This window comes from Marinifilum sp. D714, assembly GCF_030851345.1.
Classification (GTDB): Bacteria; Bacteroidota; Bacteroidia; order Bacteroidales; family Marinifilaceae; genus Marinifilum.
The window spans coordinates 68,306-87,982 of the sequence record NZ_JALPNU010000001.1 but is presented as its reverse complement, the minus strand read 5'-3'; the positions used below and the strand labels follow the sequence as shown (position 1 = coordinate 87,982).

Genomic DNA, 19,677 nt, shown 5'->3' with positions numbered 1-19,677 from the left:
ACCACACCAAGGACTTCAGAATTTACAATCATGGTATTTATAAGGTGTTATTAGCTTTCAAAAAGAAGCATATCACACCCTTCTCCCCATCATCTAAGCAAGACAATGGTGTTAATAGCTCTCAAAAAGAAACCTATCACACCTACGTAGGTACCCGTCACTCTCTTGCTATTGGTGTTAATAGTTCTCAAAAAGAAGCCTACCACACCAAAATAAACAAACACAACAAATGTCATGACGGTGTTTTTAGTTCTCAAAAAGAAACATATCACACCACTGAATTTGAAGACCACAACATGTCAACTGGTGTTAATAGTTTTCAAAAAGAAAGATATCACACCGTATTAATAAATTATTTGAAAGAAAACAAAGGTGTTTCTAGCTTTCAAAAAGAAGCCTACCACACCAAAATAAACAAACACAACAAATGTCATGACGGTGTTTTTAGTTCTCAAAAAGTGACCTATTACACCGACGATTACCTTATTACTTGAAACAAACTAAGGCGTTTTTAGCTCCAAAAAGAAACTTACTACACCACGGGCTGTATTTAAGGCGCATTCGATCCAGGTGTTTCTAGTCTTCAAAAAGAGACCTTTTACAACAACGCTTGGTAATATATGCAACATTATTGAGGTGTTTCTAGTCTTCAAAAGAAACCTATCACACCCACGGCAAAGGCATTTATGAGTTTTATCCTGGTGTTAATAGCTTTCAAAAAGAAGCCTATCATACCATTTAAGATACTAATGACTACTACCCTGGTGTTAATTGCTCTCAAAAAGAAACCTATCACACCTTTGATGCTGAATTAACTTTTGAAGCTCTTGGTGTTAATTGCTCTCAAAAAGAAACCTATCACACCCTAATTACTGGCAAAAACTTAAAGTTCTTTGGTGTTAATAGTTTTCAAAAAGAAACCTATCACACCCGCCAAACGATATCCGACGAATGGAAGGCTGGTGTTAATAGTTTTCAAAAAGAAACCTATCACACCAGTACTTATTCTATTGATCATGGTAGTATAGGTGTTAATAGTTTTCAAAAAGAAACCTATCACACCGATGGATCTCGAAATATAGAAGCTCAAATGGGTGTTAATAGTTTTCAAAAAGAAACCTATCACACCATAGCTTTTCTAAGAAATTGCCTCAGAGGCCAAAGCCTCGTAATAGGCATCTTTTTTCTGATATTTTTCGAGCATTTCATCTGTTATTTGTAGCATATTTTTAATTCTATCATCATTTAATTTTTCGTGGTAGCTAAAGTTTTCTGGTATTTTGGCGTGCATGGCATGATTGCGTAGCATGCACAATTCATTTTCATCGGCTTCTGGTAATTCTGCAGCTTTGCAAACCTTCCTGAATTTCAAATATGCCTTTTTGTCTTTGTTCTTGCATTCTATTCTCAAACCTCCTTTAAGCCCATATGGCATGGCATCCACCACTTTTTTCTCCCATTGTAAAATAAAATCGGTACACATTAAAGATTCATAGTAAACCCTGTCCATTTCCTGTTTTAGTAAGGAGTAATCGATTTGATAGTGTCCTTCTTTTTCTTCAATGCCTATTGCTGTTAATTGTTCCTTGCTTTGGTAACGTCGGAAGATTTGGCCAGCCAATTTCTCCAAAGGTTTGCCTGTTATCAGCATAAAATCGCCCAATTGTTTGAATTTTACATTCACGCGGTAAGCTTTGCCTTCATTGGTTTTTCCTTCGTACACGGGAATTGTAGTATTGTGTAGCTGGTTCAGTTGGAAGGTGTCATCAGTCTTGTTGATCAAGAGTTCGGCAATTTCTTTCATAATACCCGAACCAGAATTCTTCAAATAGACCTGAGCCATTTTCCAAACCAATGTATCTAAAGTTTTCAATTGGTTTACCTTGCCTACAATTTTATGCTGGCAGGCTTTCCATTGTTTAATTTCTTGTTTTTCTGCATCGGTATACAAAGAGCTGAGGTAGTTTTCGAATTGGTAATTCTCTTCTATCAGTCCTTTGCTGTTATTGGCATCTTCTCTAAAATCGGAGAACAGGTGCGATACCTGAGGAAAGTTAAATGCTTTCATAACCAAAGCAGGATGCACCAATAACGGCAAGTGTTGCATTTGTTCCAGGTTGTATGCAATATTGGCTTCAGGAACTGGAGTCATTGGGGTTTTAATTCCAAGTTTATTCAGGCAAACTTTCTTCACATCTGGGTTCATGCTTGAAAAATCATCGCGCCACTTTTTAAGTTTGCCTATTGTGGCTTTTAAAACATCATGAAGTAGGCCATCTAAAGAAGTGTTGTCTTCAAGCATTGTATTCAAGTCGTTTGGCAAATGTGTACGAATATCGGTAAACAATTTTCGCCTTAAACCATTTAAATAGGAAACTCTTAAATTTGGTTTAGCCAATGTGTAGTGGTAGATACTCATGAGCTGATATTCGTTTTGTCGCAGAAACTTATATTCGTTGTTGTGTGGATATTTCCAGTCGAAATATTTGTAGCAACGAATCAGCTGGGTATTGATTTCCTTTTTGTTTAACCTGACATCACCATTTGCAATACTTTCAAAATAAGTTACCAAGCTTTCAATTCTTTCACATGCTTTTTGTGTAGCATAAGTCATATTTTCCATATCTAAAACCTCCTTATCGCGCATCATTAGTCTTAAATACCTTGGCATGGTTTTGTTGCACAACAATTTTAAACTCTCATAAGGAAGCTCAATTTGTTTTTGTCCTGCGGCTTGAATTTGGTTGATGTCTGTAATTATTCGTCCCAGAATATTCTCAATAGGCTTATCGTGTATATGAGCAAAAATTAAATTGCGCATGGTAGTTTCTCCAATTCCAAATAAGCGATTGGGTTCATTTTTTAATCTCACCAACACTTGATTATCGCTTAGACTTAAACGATAGCCTTCAGGAATGCAATTGCTGTACGATTTTACTCTTTTTATTTGTGTTTTATCATTTTCACCGGATCTTACTTCTTCGGTTTCGAACTTTTCCATCAACCATTCCCATTCAGGTACCACTTTATGGTCTATCAAGTAATTTACAGCAAACTGCATGAATTGGCTTTCCCTTCTTGGTTTTTGGTCTTTTTCGAAATAGAAGTTGTGATAGATAAGTTCGATGGCATCATCCTTAATCAACTGCAACAATTCGCTCTTGTCCTTATATCCAACACTCTTGTTATTGCTTACTTTATCAATGATTTGCCATAGTTTACCTCTTGTTTTGTCAGGGGCCTTTAGTTTAAAGGTATAATACTCCTGCATTTCGTCTTCTTGTACCAATCCGTTTATAAACTGGTCGAGCTTTTCAGGAAATTCATCTCTGAATTGTGAGAATGTTTTTAGGGTATTATAAAATTCTGTTTCGCGTTTTGGATTGCGAATTACATCTAATAGGAGTTTGTGCAGGGCACTTACTCTAATTTCGAATTGGTAATTGCTGCCTGTATAATTAAACGCAACAGTGTTTTGAATGATATTACCATCTTTATTGCTCAATGTTCCAAATTCACAAAAGCTTAGCAATTCATGATGATATATGAATTCTATAATTTGTTCCGAATTTTTTACTTCTTCGCCATTCCAAAAGAGAGGGAATAGTTTGGTGTCAATCATTTCAACGGGTATATCGCGCAAATATGAAATCATTTTATAAAGCTGGCGAGCGTGAACAATTTCTGTTTGCGATTCCGAATTCAATTGAGAGAAGGCAGTATTCTCGATGCTGTAACGATTTTTGCTTGCACCATCGCGATGTGTGTAGTACCTGTAAAGCAAATGCTTTAGCTTAAATTCAGGTTTGTCATTTCTTTTGCAGCCAGTACGCTGTTGCATGAAACGTGAAATTTCGCCTCGTTTTAAAAAGAAACTTAAAAAGAAGTTTCTACCATCTTGCGAGATAAAATGTTTTCCATCGTGGTGATCAAATAAAGAATTAGATTTACGTTTCTCTTTATACTTGTCCACTTCCTTAGGGTATTCTTTTTGTAATTGGTCCAAAGCATAATCGTGTAAATAGTCTATCCAATTGCAGAACTCTTTCTCACATTCTAAATTAGAGTTTTCGTGCCAGTAGTGAGAATGGAAATTACGAATGTCAGATAACTTTTGAATCATCTGGTGTGTCATTCTTTTGTCTTTCTCGCTTACATTAATATTTGTAGAGTTTTTGGCAAAAAGGTATCCTTTCCAAAGGTAATCTCGGAGCTTTAAATAGTCTGCATCCGAAAGGGTGGAGGTAGCTTCTTCCGTTATGAACTTGTTTATGTATTTTGAATAATCATCGCTCTGGTTTTCGGATTGAGCATTTTTCATATAAGGAGCATATAATGACTTTAAAAAATCACTAATCCACCAGTAAGCAATATTATAGAATACGGCATATTCAGGTGTTTTTGCTCCTGTGAACAAATCATCAATATTAATATCCCTCTTAAAAGGTCTTCTTTTATGGTTGAATGTTCTTTTCATGTTATTAAAGTATTATAGGATTTCGTTTTGAGTTATTTATTTTATTGCTTGCTATTCTTTACTGATATAAACCCAGAAAGTATGATATACAGTTTGCATGGCCATTTTTTTGCGTTGTTTCATCAATTTGGATGAAATAATTAGTGCAGTGAGAAATGATAAGATTAATGTCCAGTTCCAAAGCAGAGCTTTATTAAGTTCTGTAATTCCTAGTAAACTTAAAGCGAACAATACGATTTGAATAATTAATAGAGCAAGCCAGGTACCAGATGTATTCCTAAAGAATCCATATTGTGCCATTAGGGTTTTTATTTTGGAATCTTTCTCTTCCAGTTCTAAATAAGTATAAATGTTATCGTAGGCTTTTCCTGATTCTTTCTGGAGAATAACTCCTTCTTTGTTAATGAAACTTTTGTTCTTGAGTTTACGAATTGATAACTCATTAATTTCCCTTGCCATTTCAGGATTAGATATTAAATAATCCATCCAAAAAGCATGTTTGTGAAAGGTTTCCCTTTCTACTTTTTGTCCTATTAAGCTGAAAAGATGTCCTAATAAATATGATATCACTAAAAAGGGAATGATGAACATTTCCTTCTGATTAATAGTTTGATGAGGTATGCTTAAGCTGAAGTAAAGTACTCCAATGAATGTACCGCCAGGTAGAATGAATGATAAGAAATCATACAAAGTAAATCTTCCCATATTTGTTGTTTTAAGAATTATTCTGTTTGGTAAATACAAATGGAAAGTTAACTAAAAAATATTTTTTAATAGGCAGGGGATGGCATATTTTAGTTGAAAAATAAATATTGTTGCTAGATCCATGACATATCTGTTTTATTCCGATTATATGTCTAGCATCTCCAAGATGCTTGACATGTAGCCTGGAATTTACATTTCAAAAATAATAGGACTAGGGTAGAGACGGCATTAATGCCGTCTTTACTTTGTGCATCAATTAATGGTGTTAGTGGTATTTAAAAAGAAACCAGCTGTACAGATATCAATTACTACCAACATAATATGATAATCTCCCAAAATCGCATTACATTTGTATAAGGGACTATCAAAAACCAAAATTATGAACGAAGGAGATAAAAGAGAAAACATTAAACCTGGATTGAAGGTAAAAATTGTTTTAAAAGAAGATCAGCGCAGCGGAAAACTAACCGAAGGCATTGTGAAAGATTTGCTAACCAATTCGGCTATTCATCCACATGGCATAAAGGTGCGATTGGAAAGTGGGCAAGTGGGACGTGTGCAGGAGATTATGAAATAGGCATAGAAAAATCAAGGTAGAGACGTTGCATGCAACGTCTGTACGAATTAGATAATATTATTTTGTAGAGCCAGCATTTATGCTGGCTTTTGTGTTTTCTGTATAAAAGGGGTAATGGATAGAGAGGGTGTCCAAAAAGTAAGTTCAATCGAACATAGTGTCGTGTTGAATGAAGTGAAACATCTGTTTATCAAAGAGACAGATTCTTCTCCCGAACCTTCGGGATCAGAATGACAATTATATTGAACTTTTTGGACATCCTTTTTGCTATGGAGATATCATAAATAATAACGCCACATTCTAATAGAGTGTGGCGTTATTTGTGTTGCTTTGTGAAACCCTTTGTTATCCTTCGTGTTTAAATCACTTAAAATTCATGCGCTTCAAGAACTTCGTCTTTTTAGAGCGTTGTGTAATAATGTAGGAGTAAGGATTCTTTTTCAATGGATCTTTAAACTCACGTTTGTCTTCTTTGGTTTCGGTAACAATGGTGTTGAACTCATCATTCGACGATCGCACAAACATCACCCCATGATGGTATTGGAAGAAATACCAGGTTGATTTATCGATTTCAAGATAGATGCTAAGTTTGTTACCACTTCGCTTTTTGTCGAGCTCTACCTTGCCTTTAACACTCTTGTTAATTTGCTTGCCGTTGATGTTTCCAATTCCAATATCACCAATCGATTGGTAGGCTTTGGCTTCCTTGTCCCAAATAAAATCGAGGTTGTTGAAGTAAATGGTGTGCTTCAATTCCTTAGGCAGTTCCTTGTATAAGCCATTGGCATCGCGTGTAAACATTGCTTTTTCGGCTTTGGCTTTGCCCATGATTTCGGCAATCTTTTTGGTGTAATTCTTTTTGTGGAGTTTATTGATTGGTAAACTCGCTTTTGCAAAATCATTTTCCATGATTTTCATGGCCTGATCATTCATAAAGAAATCAACTCCATAGATAAGGTCTAGCGTAACGATATCGCTGCTTAAATCGTGCTCGATATTACCCGAAGCCACTTGCGTAATTTGCCCCAATTCTGCACCTAGATCTACTTTGCCTTCTCCTTTGATATTGCAGTTGTTCTGATAGAAGGAAATCATGCTGCCTTGAGTATTCGGATCTCTTAGCTTGTCTTTTTCTGCAATTTGGTAGGCCTGTAATTTTTCGTTGTAGGTAAGGTATCCCTTGGCATCAAGCAAAACATTATCAGTATAGAAAATTCTTCGCGATAGGAATGACGAATAGATGTGAATGGAATCGTTGGTCAGGAAGAATGAGTTGTACAGTTTTAGCCTGTCATCGTCTATGGCATGAAGATCGACAGGAATCAATATCTCATTCGGATCGATTTTCGCTTTAAAATCCAACCAATTGTCTTTAATCTGTCCACACTTGCTGTGTATGTGTGCCTGACCATCAAAAAACAGGGCAGAATCTCTTGCTTCCAGCTTCACTTTCCCCTTGTAATCAAAATGAGGACTTAGGGTAAATGCTTTTTCTTCCGAGATATTTCCCATGGCAATGGTTTGGCCCGTAGAGTCAACATCAATCACATCGAAAGTGAGCAGTTGCTCCTTGTTATCCGCAGTTTTGTAGGTATAACTTCCCGAGCCTGAATAAGAATTCTTGCCATTCACATTAATGGTAGCATCGTAAATTCTGTGGAATTGGTTGATGGTATCGGCAATTACTTCGGCATTTCTGAAAGTTTCCATTCTACCACCTTGCGCAATATTCACAATACCACTGTCCGGATAAAGTTTTGCATCGGCAATGTTTATACTTTCTACAAATTTGGCTGAAATGGTATTGTCCATGGCATCGTATCGAGCAAGTGGAGTTACAAAACTCAGTGAATCTTGTTTCGGATCGATGGAAACAAATGTATTGAGTGATGTTTCATCCAAATCATCAATTTTTCCTGTTTGCCAAAGTGCTGCAAGTGTTGCTTCATCTTCTTTCCCAAAATCGATTATCTGCTCATCCATATACCATTTAAAATTGTTGATATAGCTTAAGTATCGATTATCAGGGAAGATACTTTTTTTGTCGGCATTGGTATTTTCGAAAGCTCCCGTTCGACTCACAAAGTCGATGTTGGCATTTACTGATTCGGTTTCGAAAGAGTACCCGGTTGAATCGGCATTTAAGATTTTAAAACTTGCCGAATCAGCCAAAATGTTTTTTCGGTTGTAGGTAAAATAATCCGATTCAATTTCGGCATTTACCAGCTCCATATTTCCCATACCGGTAATCCCGTTCGGTGTAATCTTAAGCGTCCCCGATAGCGTTGCCAGTTTTTGATACATGTCGAGCGGCAAGGCACTACTCTTCACATACATTTCATCTTTGTATGGAAACCACTGAACGTATATTTGTTTACCGTTTATCTCCGGGTTGTTCATTTTGGTATCGTGCTTCTTCAGTTCGAAACTTTCTGCATTGGTATGCATTTCTTCAGGTCTGAAAATAAAATCATTCGATTTGGTTTCGGATACCAAATAATTTACCGTACCACTACCTCTTAAACCTTGGTTCGAAAGGAAGACTGTATCGGTAAAAATACCTTTGCCGTAGGCCGAAAAACCATTTTCTGGAGTAATGTGTTCAAAACCCAGCGAGTTGTCTTCTCGAATGGTTAAAGGCTCTCTAAAGGTTGGAAAAATGCTATCAGAAACAAAAGTACCTGCCAGTTCAATATCAGAACGATCGAAATTGTTAATGTTCATGATGGTGTAAGGATCCACCTTAAAGTAGAACTCATCGCGTTTGTAAACACCATCCTGGATATGTGGTTTGTCGTAATAAACGTAACTGGAATCAACACTATTGAAGATAGGGTAGTCGGCAAAATTTTTATTTCCAGACTTGTTGTTCGGATCGTCAATCAGTAAATCTCCCGATATGTTCTCTACTACACTACCCAGCAAATTGGTGTATCGATTCCCAAAATTGCTTAAGGAATCAACTACCACATTCATTTGCAGGGAATCGATAGATTTTAGGTCAATCTTAAAGTTATCGTAGGAAAAATCGAAACCTTCACCATGAAGATCAATCAAGCCAGCCATTAGTCGGCCATCAAACTCAAAGTCGCGGTTCTTTTTCAAGACAATTCTGCGATGCTTAGGGAAAATTACCACATTTTGTGAATCACTCACCGCAATTTGTCGAACTCCATTAATCTGTAGGTTCGAACTGCCAATAAAATAAATGGCATCGGATTCTTTGTCCCCGGTTTGTGTGGTAAACTGTATCACATCGTAATCCTGGCGTCCCATTCCACTCCTTATGTAGTCGTCCAATCGTTTTTGCAAAGTCACTTCATCGGTGCTCATGTTGTAGCTTACAAAGCCTTGAAACGATAGAGAAAATAGTTGCTGACGAACTTGGTTTACTGGTTTTTTAATGTAATTGGCATATTCTTCGGCAGTGAAAGTTTCTACATAAATATAGTCGGCAAATTTTCTAAGTAGCACCAGAGGGTTTTGTTCATCCATTCCCTGTATTCTCATGAATCGGTTCATTCTGAAATAGTTTGTAGACTCGAAGTGTGCCTGACGTTTGGTAGCTCCTTTAATGCTGGTAAAATGCATCATGTTTTCATCCAAGCGCCAAATCAACAAGCCTACGTCCATAATCAGGTTGTGATAGTTGTTAAAATATGGACTTTTTGAAATGCCTTCGCGATCGCGAAACAGGTTCAATTCTTTCTTTTCGGGAAAATATTTAAACAATAAGCCCGGATGATAGATTCTACATGTATCAATTAGGATGTCTATTTTGGTATCCTTCCCCGCAATTTGATTGTTTTGGAATGCAAAGTGTTCCGATTGAGCCACCAAGAATAGAGTATCATTTCGGGATATCTGAATTTCGGAAGGGTGCTCAGGGCTTCCTTTTCCGATAAATTTTGCACCATGAATTGCCACTCCTCCTTTGTAATTTACATGTTCGTATATCTCATCAATTTTAATTTCATGTTCGAAGGATTCAAATCGGGGGTAAAGTGCTCTTTTGGGATTTTTGGTTCTGATCGCTTTCTCAATCAGACTTCCGTTAAGCGCATGGTCCGATAAATCAGGATTGAAATATTGAACTGTATCAATAGCAAATTTTGATTTAGACGTATTGACTTGGTAGGAATCGAAGATTGCGTATTCTGTATTGATGTCTTTACCAGCTCGTTCCCAGCTTATTTTTCCTTTACTTCCTTTCCAGATTTTTTCGAATGGGAAGTAAGTCCCTTGGGTATTGTAAATGGTTGAAGTATCTCTTTGAGCAATACAAAGCAAATCGGCTTTATCAAATTCAATACTTAATTTATCATCAAAGATGTATTTGAACTGAGCATTTTCAGCTTTCCACTCCACTGCATACGATTTGTTTACAATGCTATCATTTAATAGGTGCTGAGTTTGAATCAGAAAATCTTTGCTTTTGCTCAGTTTTACTTTTTTGTTGCTTACGTGCTGTAAAAATCCAGAATGCCAGTTTGTAAAGTCACCTGCACTTCTGTTTTGCTGTTGAAACAGCATTAAGGTCTGAAAGTAGTTGTAAAAATCGGGAAAAGATCTTGCTCTTTTTTGTAAGAGGATATCGCTGATTTGATATATTTTTTGTCTTTCGACTGGTGTTAGATTTGGAGATAACCAAAACGATGGGAATTGCTCGGCAAATGCCTTGCTTTCCTTCTTTTTACTTGGGTGATCCATAAATTTCAGGAATTCTTCCTGGAATTGAATGGAATCGTGCGGAAATGATTTTATAGATTGTCCAAATGAATTGAACGAACAGAAAAAAGCAGTTACAAGTAGTAGAGAACGAAAATTTATAGTCATAGGTTTTGTTTTTGCTCAATCAGGAATTGTGATAAGGCAATTTAACAAGAAATAAGGAGAAAGTAATAAGTGAAAAAGTACAAAATAAAGAGATTGGAACATATATTTAAAGAAAGGAAAAAGTATTAGTCGTCTATACTTTTTCCTTTATACTTTAAAACTTATTCCTTTATATACTTTACTGCCACCCAATTCTTATCTACTTTGTGGCTGATATATTTCAAACCATTGTTTTCGGCTTCGGCTTGAATATGTGGCAAATCTTCGGTATAAAACCCACTCATAATCAACTCACCATTTTCAGGTAAACAAGCTACGTAATGCTTCATGTCGTTCACCAAGATGTTTCGGTTAATGTTTGCTAATACTACATCGTAGGTTTTGCCTTCCAATAAGGCTGCATCACCCAAGAATACTGAAATGTTTTTGGCTTTATTGTTCTTGATGTTTTCCAACGAGTTTTTGTATGGCCACTCATCAATGTCTATGGCATCAACTCTCACGGCATTTCTTTTCGATGCTAAAATGGCCAGTAAGCTGGTTCCACATCCCATATCCAACACTCTTTTGCCTTCAATTTCTGTTTCCAGTATGGTTTGTACCATCAATGAAGTAGTAGAGTGGTGACCAGTACCAAATGACATTTTAGGATCGATTACGATATCGTAAGGAACCTTTGGTGTATCGGTATGGAATGATGCACGAATAACTACCTGATCGGAGATAATTACCGGTTGAAAATTTGATTCCCAAACTGCATTCCAATCTTGCGATTCAATGGTTTGATGTGAATAAGAGATGTCATGATTTGGAAGAAGGTTTACCGTAAGTTCTTCCACTCTTTGCATATCGAAAAGAGGAGCTTGTATAAAAGCTTCAACAGTATCGTCGGTTTGTGTAAAGCTTTCGAAATCAATCTCTCCCAATTCTGCAATTAGAATGTCTGCAATGTCTTCATCAAAGGGAGTTATCTGGCATTTTAGTTCTATATAGTCCATCTGTTTTATTAGTTTATTTGTTGTTGCAAGGTATGCAAAGTGTAGAAAAAACAAAAGCCGACACTGCTTGTATCGGCCTTTATTTTATATTATTCTGTTCTTAGAATGCAGTAATAATTCCCATGAAGTCTTCTGCTTTCAAAGAAGCACCACCAATTAAACCACCATCTACATCTGCGTTTTCGAACAATTCTTTTGCGTTAGAAGGCTTACAGCTACCACCGTAAAGAATAGAAGTGTTGTTTGCAACTTCTTCACCGTATTGCTCTACCAAAGTTTTACGGATGAAAGCGTGCATTTCCTGTGCTTGATCAGAAGAAGCAGTTACTCCTGTACCTATTGCCCAAACTGGTTCGTATGCCAATACAACTTTTCCGAACTCTTCAGCTGACAAGTGGAACAAACCTTCTGCGATTTGGCTTTTTACAACCTCGAAGTGCTTTTCAGCTTGGCGTTCTTCCAAAACCTCACCAATACAGAAAATTGGAGCAAGACCATTTTCAAGAGTTAGGTTTACTTTTTTGACCAAAATCTCGTTGGTTTCACCGTAATATGTTCTTCTTTCTGAGTGACCAAGGATTACATATTTACTACCTGTTGATTTGATCATAGAAGCTGAGATTTCGCCAGTGTAAGCACCGCTTTTTTCGTCAGCACAGTTTTGTGCAGCAACAGCGATTTTTTCACCTACAACTTTATTCACTTCAGTTAGGTGAATAAAAGGAGTACCGATAACAACATCTACATCATTGATCTCCGTGTTTTCTACTAGATCATTGATTTGTCCAGCCAACTCAATACCTTCCTCAAGAGTATTGTTCATTTTCCAGTTTCCTGCAACAATTTTTCTTCTCATAATTGTAATCATTTTCTTGCTCTTGATCTTCTGCTAATCAACAAGAATAAGCAGATTAACAACAGCAAAGTTGAAGTAATACTAATAAATACTAGTTTGATATTTAATTTTTGATGTTTCGTAATTGAATAGGCTGCCAAATCACCTTTTAGCTCTTTAACAGCAGGGAAATCATTATAATGCCATTTGTCCAGAATGGTTCCGTTTTTAATCAAAATTAATCCCGGATTTGATCTGACAATTGTTTTCAACTGAATTTCATCTGTATTGTAAAATTCAATTGGCAATTCATGATTTGCTTTAAAGTCTTCACATTCCTGAATTCCTGATGCGGTTAATGCGATAAAAGAATAGCCTTTTTCTAGTGCATACATCGACAGGTTCTTAACTTTAGGAAGACTTTTTTCATTCAGTTTATCAATTTCTTTTGATATCAAAACGAATGTATAATTTTCATCATGCAATACCTGATCGGTAATATCTCCTTCAGTATCATTTGAAATTGAGAAATCGTGAATAGGTGGCGTGTAGCCTTCTTTGATTTTAATTTGTTCAGAATCAACAAATGTCCAAGTGCTGTCTTGCCAAGGATAGTTTGTTTCATCAAACTCTTTCACCACCCCATCTTTCTCATACTTTAGGATGCTTCTGTATTCGTCGGCAGGAGCTCCATCAGGTATAATCATACCATCATTGATATTTGCACCAATGTGATAGGGTCTGAAATCAATAATTGGCAAATGTTTGTAGGAGTAAACTGAGATTCCGATTGAGAAAACAACCGAGAAAGTAACAAGTAAGTTTTGTTCCCATAAAGGATATGATTTCTCTTTTTGTTTTCTACCAAAGAAAATAATCAGAGTAGGAATTAAAATGATAATGTTCTTCCAAAAAGTTTCCCAGTTCGTCAATGTCAATACGTCTCCAAAACATCCGCAATCAGTTACCTTATTGGTAATGGCTAAAACCAAAGTTAGTGGCGTAAAAATGCCCATAAATATGATAGCACCCCAAGCAGAAAGTTGCTTTTTTGCATTGAAAACAAGAGCTACACCAACCGCAAATTCCAAGGTTGATAAAAGAATTGCTAAAGGGAATGCTAGTGAAGTAAGTGCATCTAATCCAAATGCAGTAAAATAATCGGTGAATTTATAGGTCGATCCCATAGGATCAACTGCTTTTACAAATCCGCTGAAAATGAAAATTAAACCAACAATCAGACGGCTGAAAAATCGAATTAAACTCATTTGATTTTGGATTTATTTAAGCGTTTTCGAATTCAATTTTAATTAGACCAAAAACAGAATAGTTAATCATATCAAAATAATTGGCATCAATTCCTTCAGAAATGATGGTTTTTCCCTGGTTGTCTTCAATTTGTTTTGTGCGATTGATCTTCATTAAAATCAAATCGGTGAAAGAACTTACTCTCATACTTCTCCAAGCTTCATCGTAATCGTGATTTTTGGCTTCCATCAACTCTTTTGCTTCCTTAAAGTATTTCTGATACAATTCCAATGCTTTACCATGATCCATTTCTTCATCAGAAGTTCCTAGTTCCAACTGAATAATTCCCATGATTGCATAATTCACAATACCAATAAATTCGGAACGAATATCATCTTCTATTTTACTAGTTCCTTTAGTTTCAATACTTCTAATGCGTTGAGCCTTGATGTAAATTTGGTCAGTCATGGAACTTGGGCGAAGAATTCTCCAGGCAGTTCCATAATCTTGCATTTTTTTAGTGAAGATATCTGTACAGATTTCAATAATATGATTGTACTGTTGGTCTGTGTTATTCATAGTTTATTTAGAAATTTTCCCGTAAAAGTACTAAATAAGGCAAAGCCATGGTATTTTATTTTACTTTTGCTTGGGTATTTGATCACTCAAATTGCTTATGCAAAATTAAAAAACTAATTGTTTTAACAGCGATATTCCTATGATTAAGTGTGGTAATCATTCAATAAATTTTGAAACTCCTTTGGTAATGGGGATTCTAAACATTACTCCAGACTCATTTTATGATGGTGGAAATTATACCGAAGAGAAAACCATTTTAAACAGAGCCGAGAACATTCTATCGGAGGGTGCTGATATAATTGATATAGGAGCATTTTCAACAAGACCTGGTGCCGATGATGTTAGCGAAGCAGAAGAGTGCAATAGAATGGCTCCGGCCATAAAGGCAATTAGAAATGAGTTTCCTCAGGCAATTCTATCGATTGATACTTTTAGATCAAACATTGCAAAGAGAATTGTAAATGAATTTGGAGCTTGTGTAATCAATGATATCTCGGGAGGAACCATGGATGAGAATATGTTTGAAACCATCGGAGAACTTCAAGTTCCATACATCATGATGCACATTAAAGGAACGCCTCAAACCATGCAAAAGAATCCATATTACAATGATTTAATTGGTGAGATCAAGACTTTTTTTGAGGAGAGAATTGTGAAGCTAAATCAATATGGCGTAAAGGACGTGGTTCTGGATCCTGGATTTGGTTTTGGAAAAACATTGGAACACAATTACGAAATTATTGCTCGATTAAATGAGTTTTCTGATTTAAAATTTCCAATTTTGGCTGGTTTGTCAAGAAAATCGATGATTTACAAATACCTTGGGGGTACGCCAGATTCAAGTCTAAATGGGTCTACAGCATTAAACATGATGTGTTTAGAGAATGGGGCAAATATTTTACGTGTGCATGATGTGAAAGAAGCTGTTGAATGCGTAAAACTGCATAATATGATCAAATCACAATTGAAATAATAAATTTACGTATAAAATTGTAATTTTGTTAATAGACCGAATTTAAATATATAATGATTACTGCTTTTATCACTCTTGGACTTTTCGATATTCTGGATATTCTTTTGGTAGCCTTTCTTTTGTATCAAGTTTACCTCCTGATTCGAGGAACCGTTGCTATCAATATTTTTGTGGGATTATTCCTGTTTTACCTAATGTGGCTGCTTGTACGGGCTTTAAATATGGAATTGTTGAGTAGTATTCTTGGCCAATTTATTGGAGTTGGGGTAATTGCATTGATTATAGTATTTCAGCAGGAAATTAGGAAGTTTCTGTTGATTTTAGGTTCAAGGTATAATGTAAATCAGAAGTTTAGTTTAGAAAATTGGTTTACAAAAGACGAGGTTGGTTTTCAAAAACAAGAAATTGCATCAATTGTTTCGGCATGTGAACACATGTCTAAATCGAAAACCGGAGCTTTAATTGTAATTGCAAAAAATTCAGATTTACAACCTTATGCTGAAACAGGAAAGATTGTAAATTCAAGAGTTTCCGGAACATTGTTGGAGTCGATATTCTTCAAAAATTCGCCTTTGCATGATGGTGCGGTAATTATTGCCAATAATAGAATTCTCGCGGCCCGCTGTATTTTACCGGTTACAGATAGTACTAATATTCCTGGAAGTTTGGGCTTACGACATCGAGCTGCCATTGGGATGAGCCAGGCAACCGATTCGCATGTGATAACAGTTTCTGAAGAAACAGGAAATATCTCTTATATTATGGGAGGAAATATTAAAGTACGAATTACGGGTGCTGATTTGAAGAAATTTTTAGCAGGAGATTACTCAGGATTTATCACTTGAAACACTTCATCAGGATCTTGATGATTGCCTGAATGATGTGTAAGAGAATGAAATATTCAAAACAAATGAAAATTGCAATATCAGGAAGTAGTGGTTTGGTAGGTTCACATTTGTGTGATTACTTACAAACTGATTTGGGAGCCGAAATTTTAAAGATTCCCAGAGAAAGATTGTATGGAGATGCGAAATCATTGGCTGCATTGCTTGACGGTGCAAGCGTAATTATTCATCTTTCGGGAGCTTCAATTCTTTCAAGATGGACTAAGAGTAGAAAAAGAATACTTCGTGATAGTCGTGTAGAAACGACTAAAAACCTATGCAAAGCTGTTGCCTTGCTTAAAGATAAACCCAAACAATTTATATGTACTTCGGCTGTTGGAATATACAATAGTAGGGATAGGCATTCAGAGGAAAGTGAAGCATATTCTCATGATTTTTTAGGTAAAGTTTGTATTGAATGGGAACAGGCAGCAATGCAAATGCAAAAGCTGAATGTAAGAACAGCGATATTTAGACTAGGAGTGGTTTTAAGTGAACAAGGAGGAATTATTCAAAAATCATTGCCATTTTTCAAATTAGGTATTGGAGGTCGTTTGGGATCGGGCAAGCAAATGTTTCCATTCATCCACATTGATGATTTGATGAAGGCATATAGTTTTGTAATCAATGAAAGATCTGAAGGAATTTACAATTTGGTTGCACCGGTAAGTATCAATAATGGTGATTTCACAAAAATGATGGCAAAAATAGTAAAACGACCTGCATTTTGTCATGTGCCAGCATTTATTTTGAGGATATTACTTGGTGAGGCTTCTACTGTTCTGTTAAATGGGCAAACAGTTCTCCCAGATCGTCTGAAAAAAGAGGGGTTTCAGTATAATTATTTAACATTTGAGGAGGCTCTTTGTGCTCTTGTTTAGAGTTTTAGTGTGAAAGCTCAGTAGCCATTTTCGGATAGTTGACCAAGATTTTTGTGCTTCTCAAGGAGTTTTAAGCGTGGTTAATCACAATAGCATTGATTTTTAGGCTCATTCGTTTTAATTTTGATTAAACAAAGAATTATAGAATAATTAAAGAGATGCCCAACTTAGGGCCCTTTTATTCTATAAATGGTTTTAGTTAAGATTAATCAGTAGCGTATGGGATTTAATTTTACTCCAGAAGTATTGGTAGTGGATGATAGATTGGAGAATTTGGATCTAATTGGAGCTGTATTGGGAAAATTAGACGCAAAACTAGAGTTGATTCAATCCCCATTGGATGCCATCCGAAAAATAGAGGAGAAAGAATATGCCTTAATCCTTCTTGATATTCAAATGCCACAAATGGATGGTTTTGCTCTTGCAGAGAAAATCCGATCTGGAATAAAGAATTCTGCAACTCCGATTATTTATATTACCGCATTTTATCTTGATAAAGAAAGTGAACAAAGGGGTTACGATTGTGGCTGTGTCGATTTTATAATGAAACCTTTCAATTCAACAATACTAAAAAACAAGGTGAATATCTTCTTGGATCTGTATAATAATAAAAAACAGAAGGAGGATCAAAATGTAAAGTTGAATCTTGCATTAAAAGATAAAGAGCTTTTTGAAAACAGGCTTAAAAACCTTGCAAGCAATTATAGAACCATTATTGAAGGACAGAGTGAGTTGATTCTTAAAATTAACGATTCACTTAAAATAGAGTTTGCAAATAAGGCTTTTACAGATTTCTTTAACTACGCTTTAGATGGGGTTGCGGTGAATTCAGTTGCAGATATAAGTAGTGAGCTTTCCGATCAAATATCGGTAGCCATTAAACAAATGAATGGTAAGAGTAAGTCGATTATCCTAGAAAAGCCGATAAAAAATCATCTGTTGGAACAAAAATGGATAGAATGGACTGTTTTTAAGCAAATGGAATTTAATGAAATGTACTATCATATTGTGGGTAGAGATGTTTCGGATAAAAAGCTCCTGAAGGATTCATTAATAAAGAAAGAATTGATGATCCGTAAGATTCAGAAGCTGGCTCGAGTAGGGAGTTTTGAATGGGATTCTTATACAAATATTCTTCGTGGTTCGACAGAGTTTTATCGCATTTATGAAATTTCTGATAAGGAGATTGACAATGTATTAGAGTGTATAAAAGAGAAGTTTCACCCTGAGGATTTGTTGTCCTTTGATAAAGTTCTAAACCTTAGAATAAAAGAAAATCAAAAACTTGAACTAAAGCATAGAATTATAACAAAGGAGCAGAAAATAAGACATATTCATCTTGAAATAAATGTTGAGTATAATTCGAAAATTGATGTACTTATTTATACAGGAGTTGCTTGGGATGTGACGGAAGATGTTGAAATGGAAACAACTCTGAAAAATAGTCTTGCTTTTGATAGAGAAGAGTATCAAGATAAAGCTTTTATTGAATTGAATGAAAAAAATGAGATTGTTTATATCAATGATTTTGGGTGCAAGATGCTGGAATGCAATGACCTGAAAAGAATAACAAATATAAGTTTCTTTAATTTTATTCCTAAACCTTTTGAAGATAAAGCGGAAGAGTTATTGAATTTTAGAGAAAAGAAGAGAGATTTTGTTTTTGATGTTATTAATCTTCAATCCAAAAGTGGGAATTTGAAGAAGGTAATTTTAATTGCCTTTTCATATAACGGTAGAGGAATACGATTATTGATGAATGAATTGCCTCAACCTAATGGAGAAGGAATGGGTGAGAATAAATATCAATCTGTCATTTCAGATTTAAAGGTGCATGAAAAAGAACTTAAACGAAATGCTACAGAAATGCAGAAGAAAATTAATCATGAACTATTGGTTAATGAGTATCAAAATCAACTGCTAGCTCAAAAATCAGAACTTGAATCTTTAGGTAAAATGGCAAGTAGTGTGGTCAATGAAATCAATCAACCACTTTCTGGAATATCCATGATTATAGACAATGTTTTGCTGAGGTTATCTAAAGATATAATTGATAAGAAATACATAGAAGAGAAGTGTAAGCAGATATTTAAGGATATTGATAGAATTAAAACTTATCTGTCTCAAATTAGCATTTTTAATTCATCTCAAAACGAAAGCTGCGATGCTTCGGTGAATGTAAATAATGTTGTTCAGGATGCTGTTAACTTAATGAAAAAACAGTACAAAAACTCTAGTGTTGATATTCAATTAAAAGTTGATCCTGATTCGCTTTATATATGTGGAAACAAGTACAAACTACAGAAAGTTATTGTCGATATTTTGAATAATTCATATGAATCAATTGGTGAAAAACTGAAAAGAAGCAATTCTAATGAGAGTTTGGAAGATAAAATTCAAGTAAAGACAAAACTTATAGAAAATGAAGTAGTTGTGTCGATTAAAGATTTTGGAGAAGGAATAGATCCAAAGAATTTGAATTCCATTTTTGAGCCTTTCTATTCTACAAAACAAGAAAACACGAATTCAGGCTTGAGTTTGTATGTTAGTAAGAATATTGTGCAGAAAATGAATGGAGAAATTAAAGTTCGTAGTAAGAAAAATCAGTACACAGAAATGAAATTAATTTTCCCATTTGAACAAATGATAGAGAAAAAATAGGTATATTTTAAGAAAAGTTAACA

General features: G+C 35.4%; 12 protein-coding genes and 1 CRISPR repeat array (1 of these 13 running past the window's edge). Of the genes, 5 read left to right on the top strand and 7 right to left on the bottom strand.

Annotated features, from left to right (window positions below):
- Nucleotides 1–1,129: direct repeats of the CRISPR family, unit length 36 nt; unit sequence GGTGTTAATAGTTTTCAAAAAGAAACCTATCACACC (it extends 679 nt beyond the left edge of the window).
- A 9-nt stretch (nt 1,130–1,138) separates the two neighbouring features.
- Both M0051_RS00345 and M0051_RS00340 read right to left on the bottom strand, forming a co-directional pair.
- The gene (locus M0051_RS00345; protein ID WP_306739556.1) at nt 1,139–4,477 is read right to left on the bottom strand and encodes a hypothetical protein; all 3,339 of its coding nucleotides are present in this window, start codon (nt 4,475–4,477) and stop codon (nt 1,139–1,141) included.
- Nucleotides 4,478–4,528: 51 nt separating this feature from the next.
- Nucleotides 4,529–5,182, bottom strand: a complete 654-nt coding sequence (locus tag M0051_RS00340) for a hypothetical protein (protein WP_306739555.1) — start codon at nt 5,180–5,182, stop codon at nt 4,529–4,531.
- Between the two features lie 379 nt (nt 5,183–5,561).
- Between M0051_RS00340 and M0051_RS00335 the strand changes: the two genes are divergently transcribed.
- The gene (locus M0051_RS00335; RefSeq protein WP_306739554.1) at nt 5,562–5,759 is read left to right on the top strand and encodes a YwbE family protein; all 198 of its coding nucleotides are present in this window, start codon (nt 5,562–5,564) and stop codon (nt 5,757–5,759) included.
- 363 nt (nt 5,760–6,122) lie between these two features.
- On the opposite strand, the gene M0051_RS00330 is transcribed toward M0051_RS00335, so the two are convergent.
- The 5 genes from M0051_RS00330 to M0051_RS00310 form a co-directional block, all read right to left on the bottom strand.
- Entirely contained in the window at nt 6,123–10,595 is a 4,473-nt protein-coding gene (locus M0051_RS00330; protein ID WP_306739553.1) for a hypothetical protein, read from the bottom strand.
- Between the two features lie 161 nt (nt 10,596–10,756).
- The gene (gene prmA / locus M0051_RS00325; protein WP_306739552.1) at nt 10,757–11,593 is read right to left on the bottom strand and encodes a 50S ribosomal protein L11 methyltransferase; all 837 of its coding nucleotides are present in this window, start codon (nt 11,591–11,593) and stop codon (nt 10,757–10,759) included.
- 100 nt (nt 11,594–11,693) lie between these two features.
- Complete coding sequence (tpiA, locus tag M0051_RS00320; protein ID WP_306739551.1) at nt 11,694–12,449, bottom strand: triose-phosphate isomerase; 756 nt, start codon at nt 12,447–12,449, stop codon at nt 11,694–11,696.
- A gap of 8 nt (nt 12,450–12,457) precedes the next feature.
- A complete protein-coding gene (locus M0051_RS00315; protein ID WP_306739550.1) occupies nt 12,458–13,696 on the bottom strand; it encodes a BT_3928 family protein in 1,239 nt (412 codons plus the stop codon).
- A gap of 16 nt (nt 13,697–13,712) precedes the next feature.
- On the bottom strand, nt 13,713–14,255 hold the full coding sequence (locus tag M0051_RS00310; RefSeq protein ID WP_306739549.1) for a DUF1599 domain-containing protein: 543 nt from the start codon (nt 14,253–14,255) through the stop codon (nt 13,713–13,715).
- Nucleotides 14,256–14,394: 139 nt separating this feature from the next.
- Here M0051_RS00310 and folP point away from each other — a divergent pair, with 139 nt between their 5' ends.
- From folP to M0051_RS00290, 4 genes are all read left to right on the top strand, one after another.
- Nucleotides 14,395–15,228, top strand: coding sequence for a dihydropteroate synthase (folP, locus tag M0051_RS00305; RefSeq protein WP_306739548.1), 834 nt, complete (start codon nt 14,395–14,397; stop codon nt 15,226–15,228).
- Nucleotides 15,229–15,281: 53 nt separating this feature from the next.
- Nucleotides 15,282–16,073, top strand: coding sequence for a diadenylate cyclase CdaA (gene cdaA, locus M0051_RS00300; protein ID WP_306739547.1), 792 nt, complete (start codon nt 15,282–15,284; stop codon nt 16,071–16,073).
- Between the two features lie 65 nt (nt 16,074–16,138).
- Nucleotides 16,139–16,993 carry a TIGR01777 family oxidoreductase gene (locus M0051_RS00295; RefSeq protein ID WP_306739546.1) on the top strand — a complete coding sequence of 285 codons (855 nt, stop codon included), beginning with the start codon at nt 16,139–16,141 and terminating at the stop codon, nt 16,991–16,993.
- Nucleotides 16,994–17,212: 219 nt separating this feature from the next.
- On the top strand, nt 17,213–19,654 hold the full coding sequence (locus M0051_RS00290; RefSeq protein WP_306739545.1) for a response regulator: 2,442 nt from the start codon (nt 17,213–17,215) through the stop codon (nt 19,652–19,654).
- Nucleotides 19,655–19,677: the final 23 nt, after the last annotated feature.

Excerpts from the sequence above, each read along its gene's own strand:
- M0051_RS00345 (WP_306739556.1), bottom strand. The coding sequence starts at position 4,477 with ATGAAAAGAACATTCAACCATAAAAGAAGACCTTTTAAGAGGGATATT.
- M0051_RS00340 (WP_306739555.1), bottom strand. The coding sequence starts at position 5,182 with ATGGGAAGATTTACTTTGTATGATTTCTTATCATTCATTCTACCTGGC.
- M0051_RS00335 (WP_306739554.1), top strand. The coding sequence starts at position 5,562 with ATGAACGAAGGAGATAAAAGAGAAAACATTAAACCTGGATTGAAGGTA.
- M0051_RS00330 (WP_306739553.1), bottom strand. The coding sequence starts at position 10,595 with ATGACTATAAATTTTCGTTCTCTACTACTTGTAACTGCTTTTTTCTGT.
- prmA (WP_306739552.1), bottom strand. The coding sequence starts at position 11,593 with ATGGACTATATAGAACTAAAATGCCAGATAACTCCCTTTGATGAAGAC.
- tpiA (WP_306739551.1), bottom strand. The coding sequence starts at position 12,449 with ATGAGAAGAAAAATTGTTGCAGGAAACTGGAAAATGAACAATACTCTT.
- M0051_RS00315 (WP_306739550.1), bottom strand. The coding sequence starts at position 13,696 with ATGAGTTTAATTCGATTTTTCAGCCGTCTGATTGTTGGTTTAATTTTC.
- M0051_RS00310 (WP_306739549.1), bottom strand. The coding sequence starts at position 14,255 with ATGAATAACACAGACCAACAGTACAATCATATTATTGAAATCTGTACA.
- folP (WP_306739548.1), top strand. The coding sequence starts at position 14,395 with ATGATTAAGTGTGGTAATCATTCAATAAATTTTGAAACTCCTTTGGTA.
- cdaA (WP_306739547.1), top strand. The coding sequence starts at position 15,282 with ATGATTACTGCTTTTATCACTCTTGGACTTTTCGATATTCTGGATATT.
- M0051_RS00295 (WP_306739546.1), top strand. The coding sequence starts at position 16,139 with ATGAAAATTGCAATATCAGGAAGTAGTGGTTTGGTAGGTTCACATTTG.
- M0051_RS00290 (WP_306739545.1), top strand. The coding sequence starts at position 17,213 with ATGGGATTTAATTTTACTCCAGAAGTATTGGTAGTGGATGATAGATTG.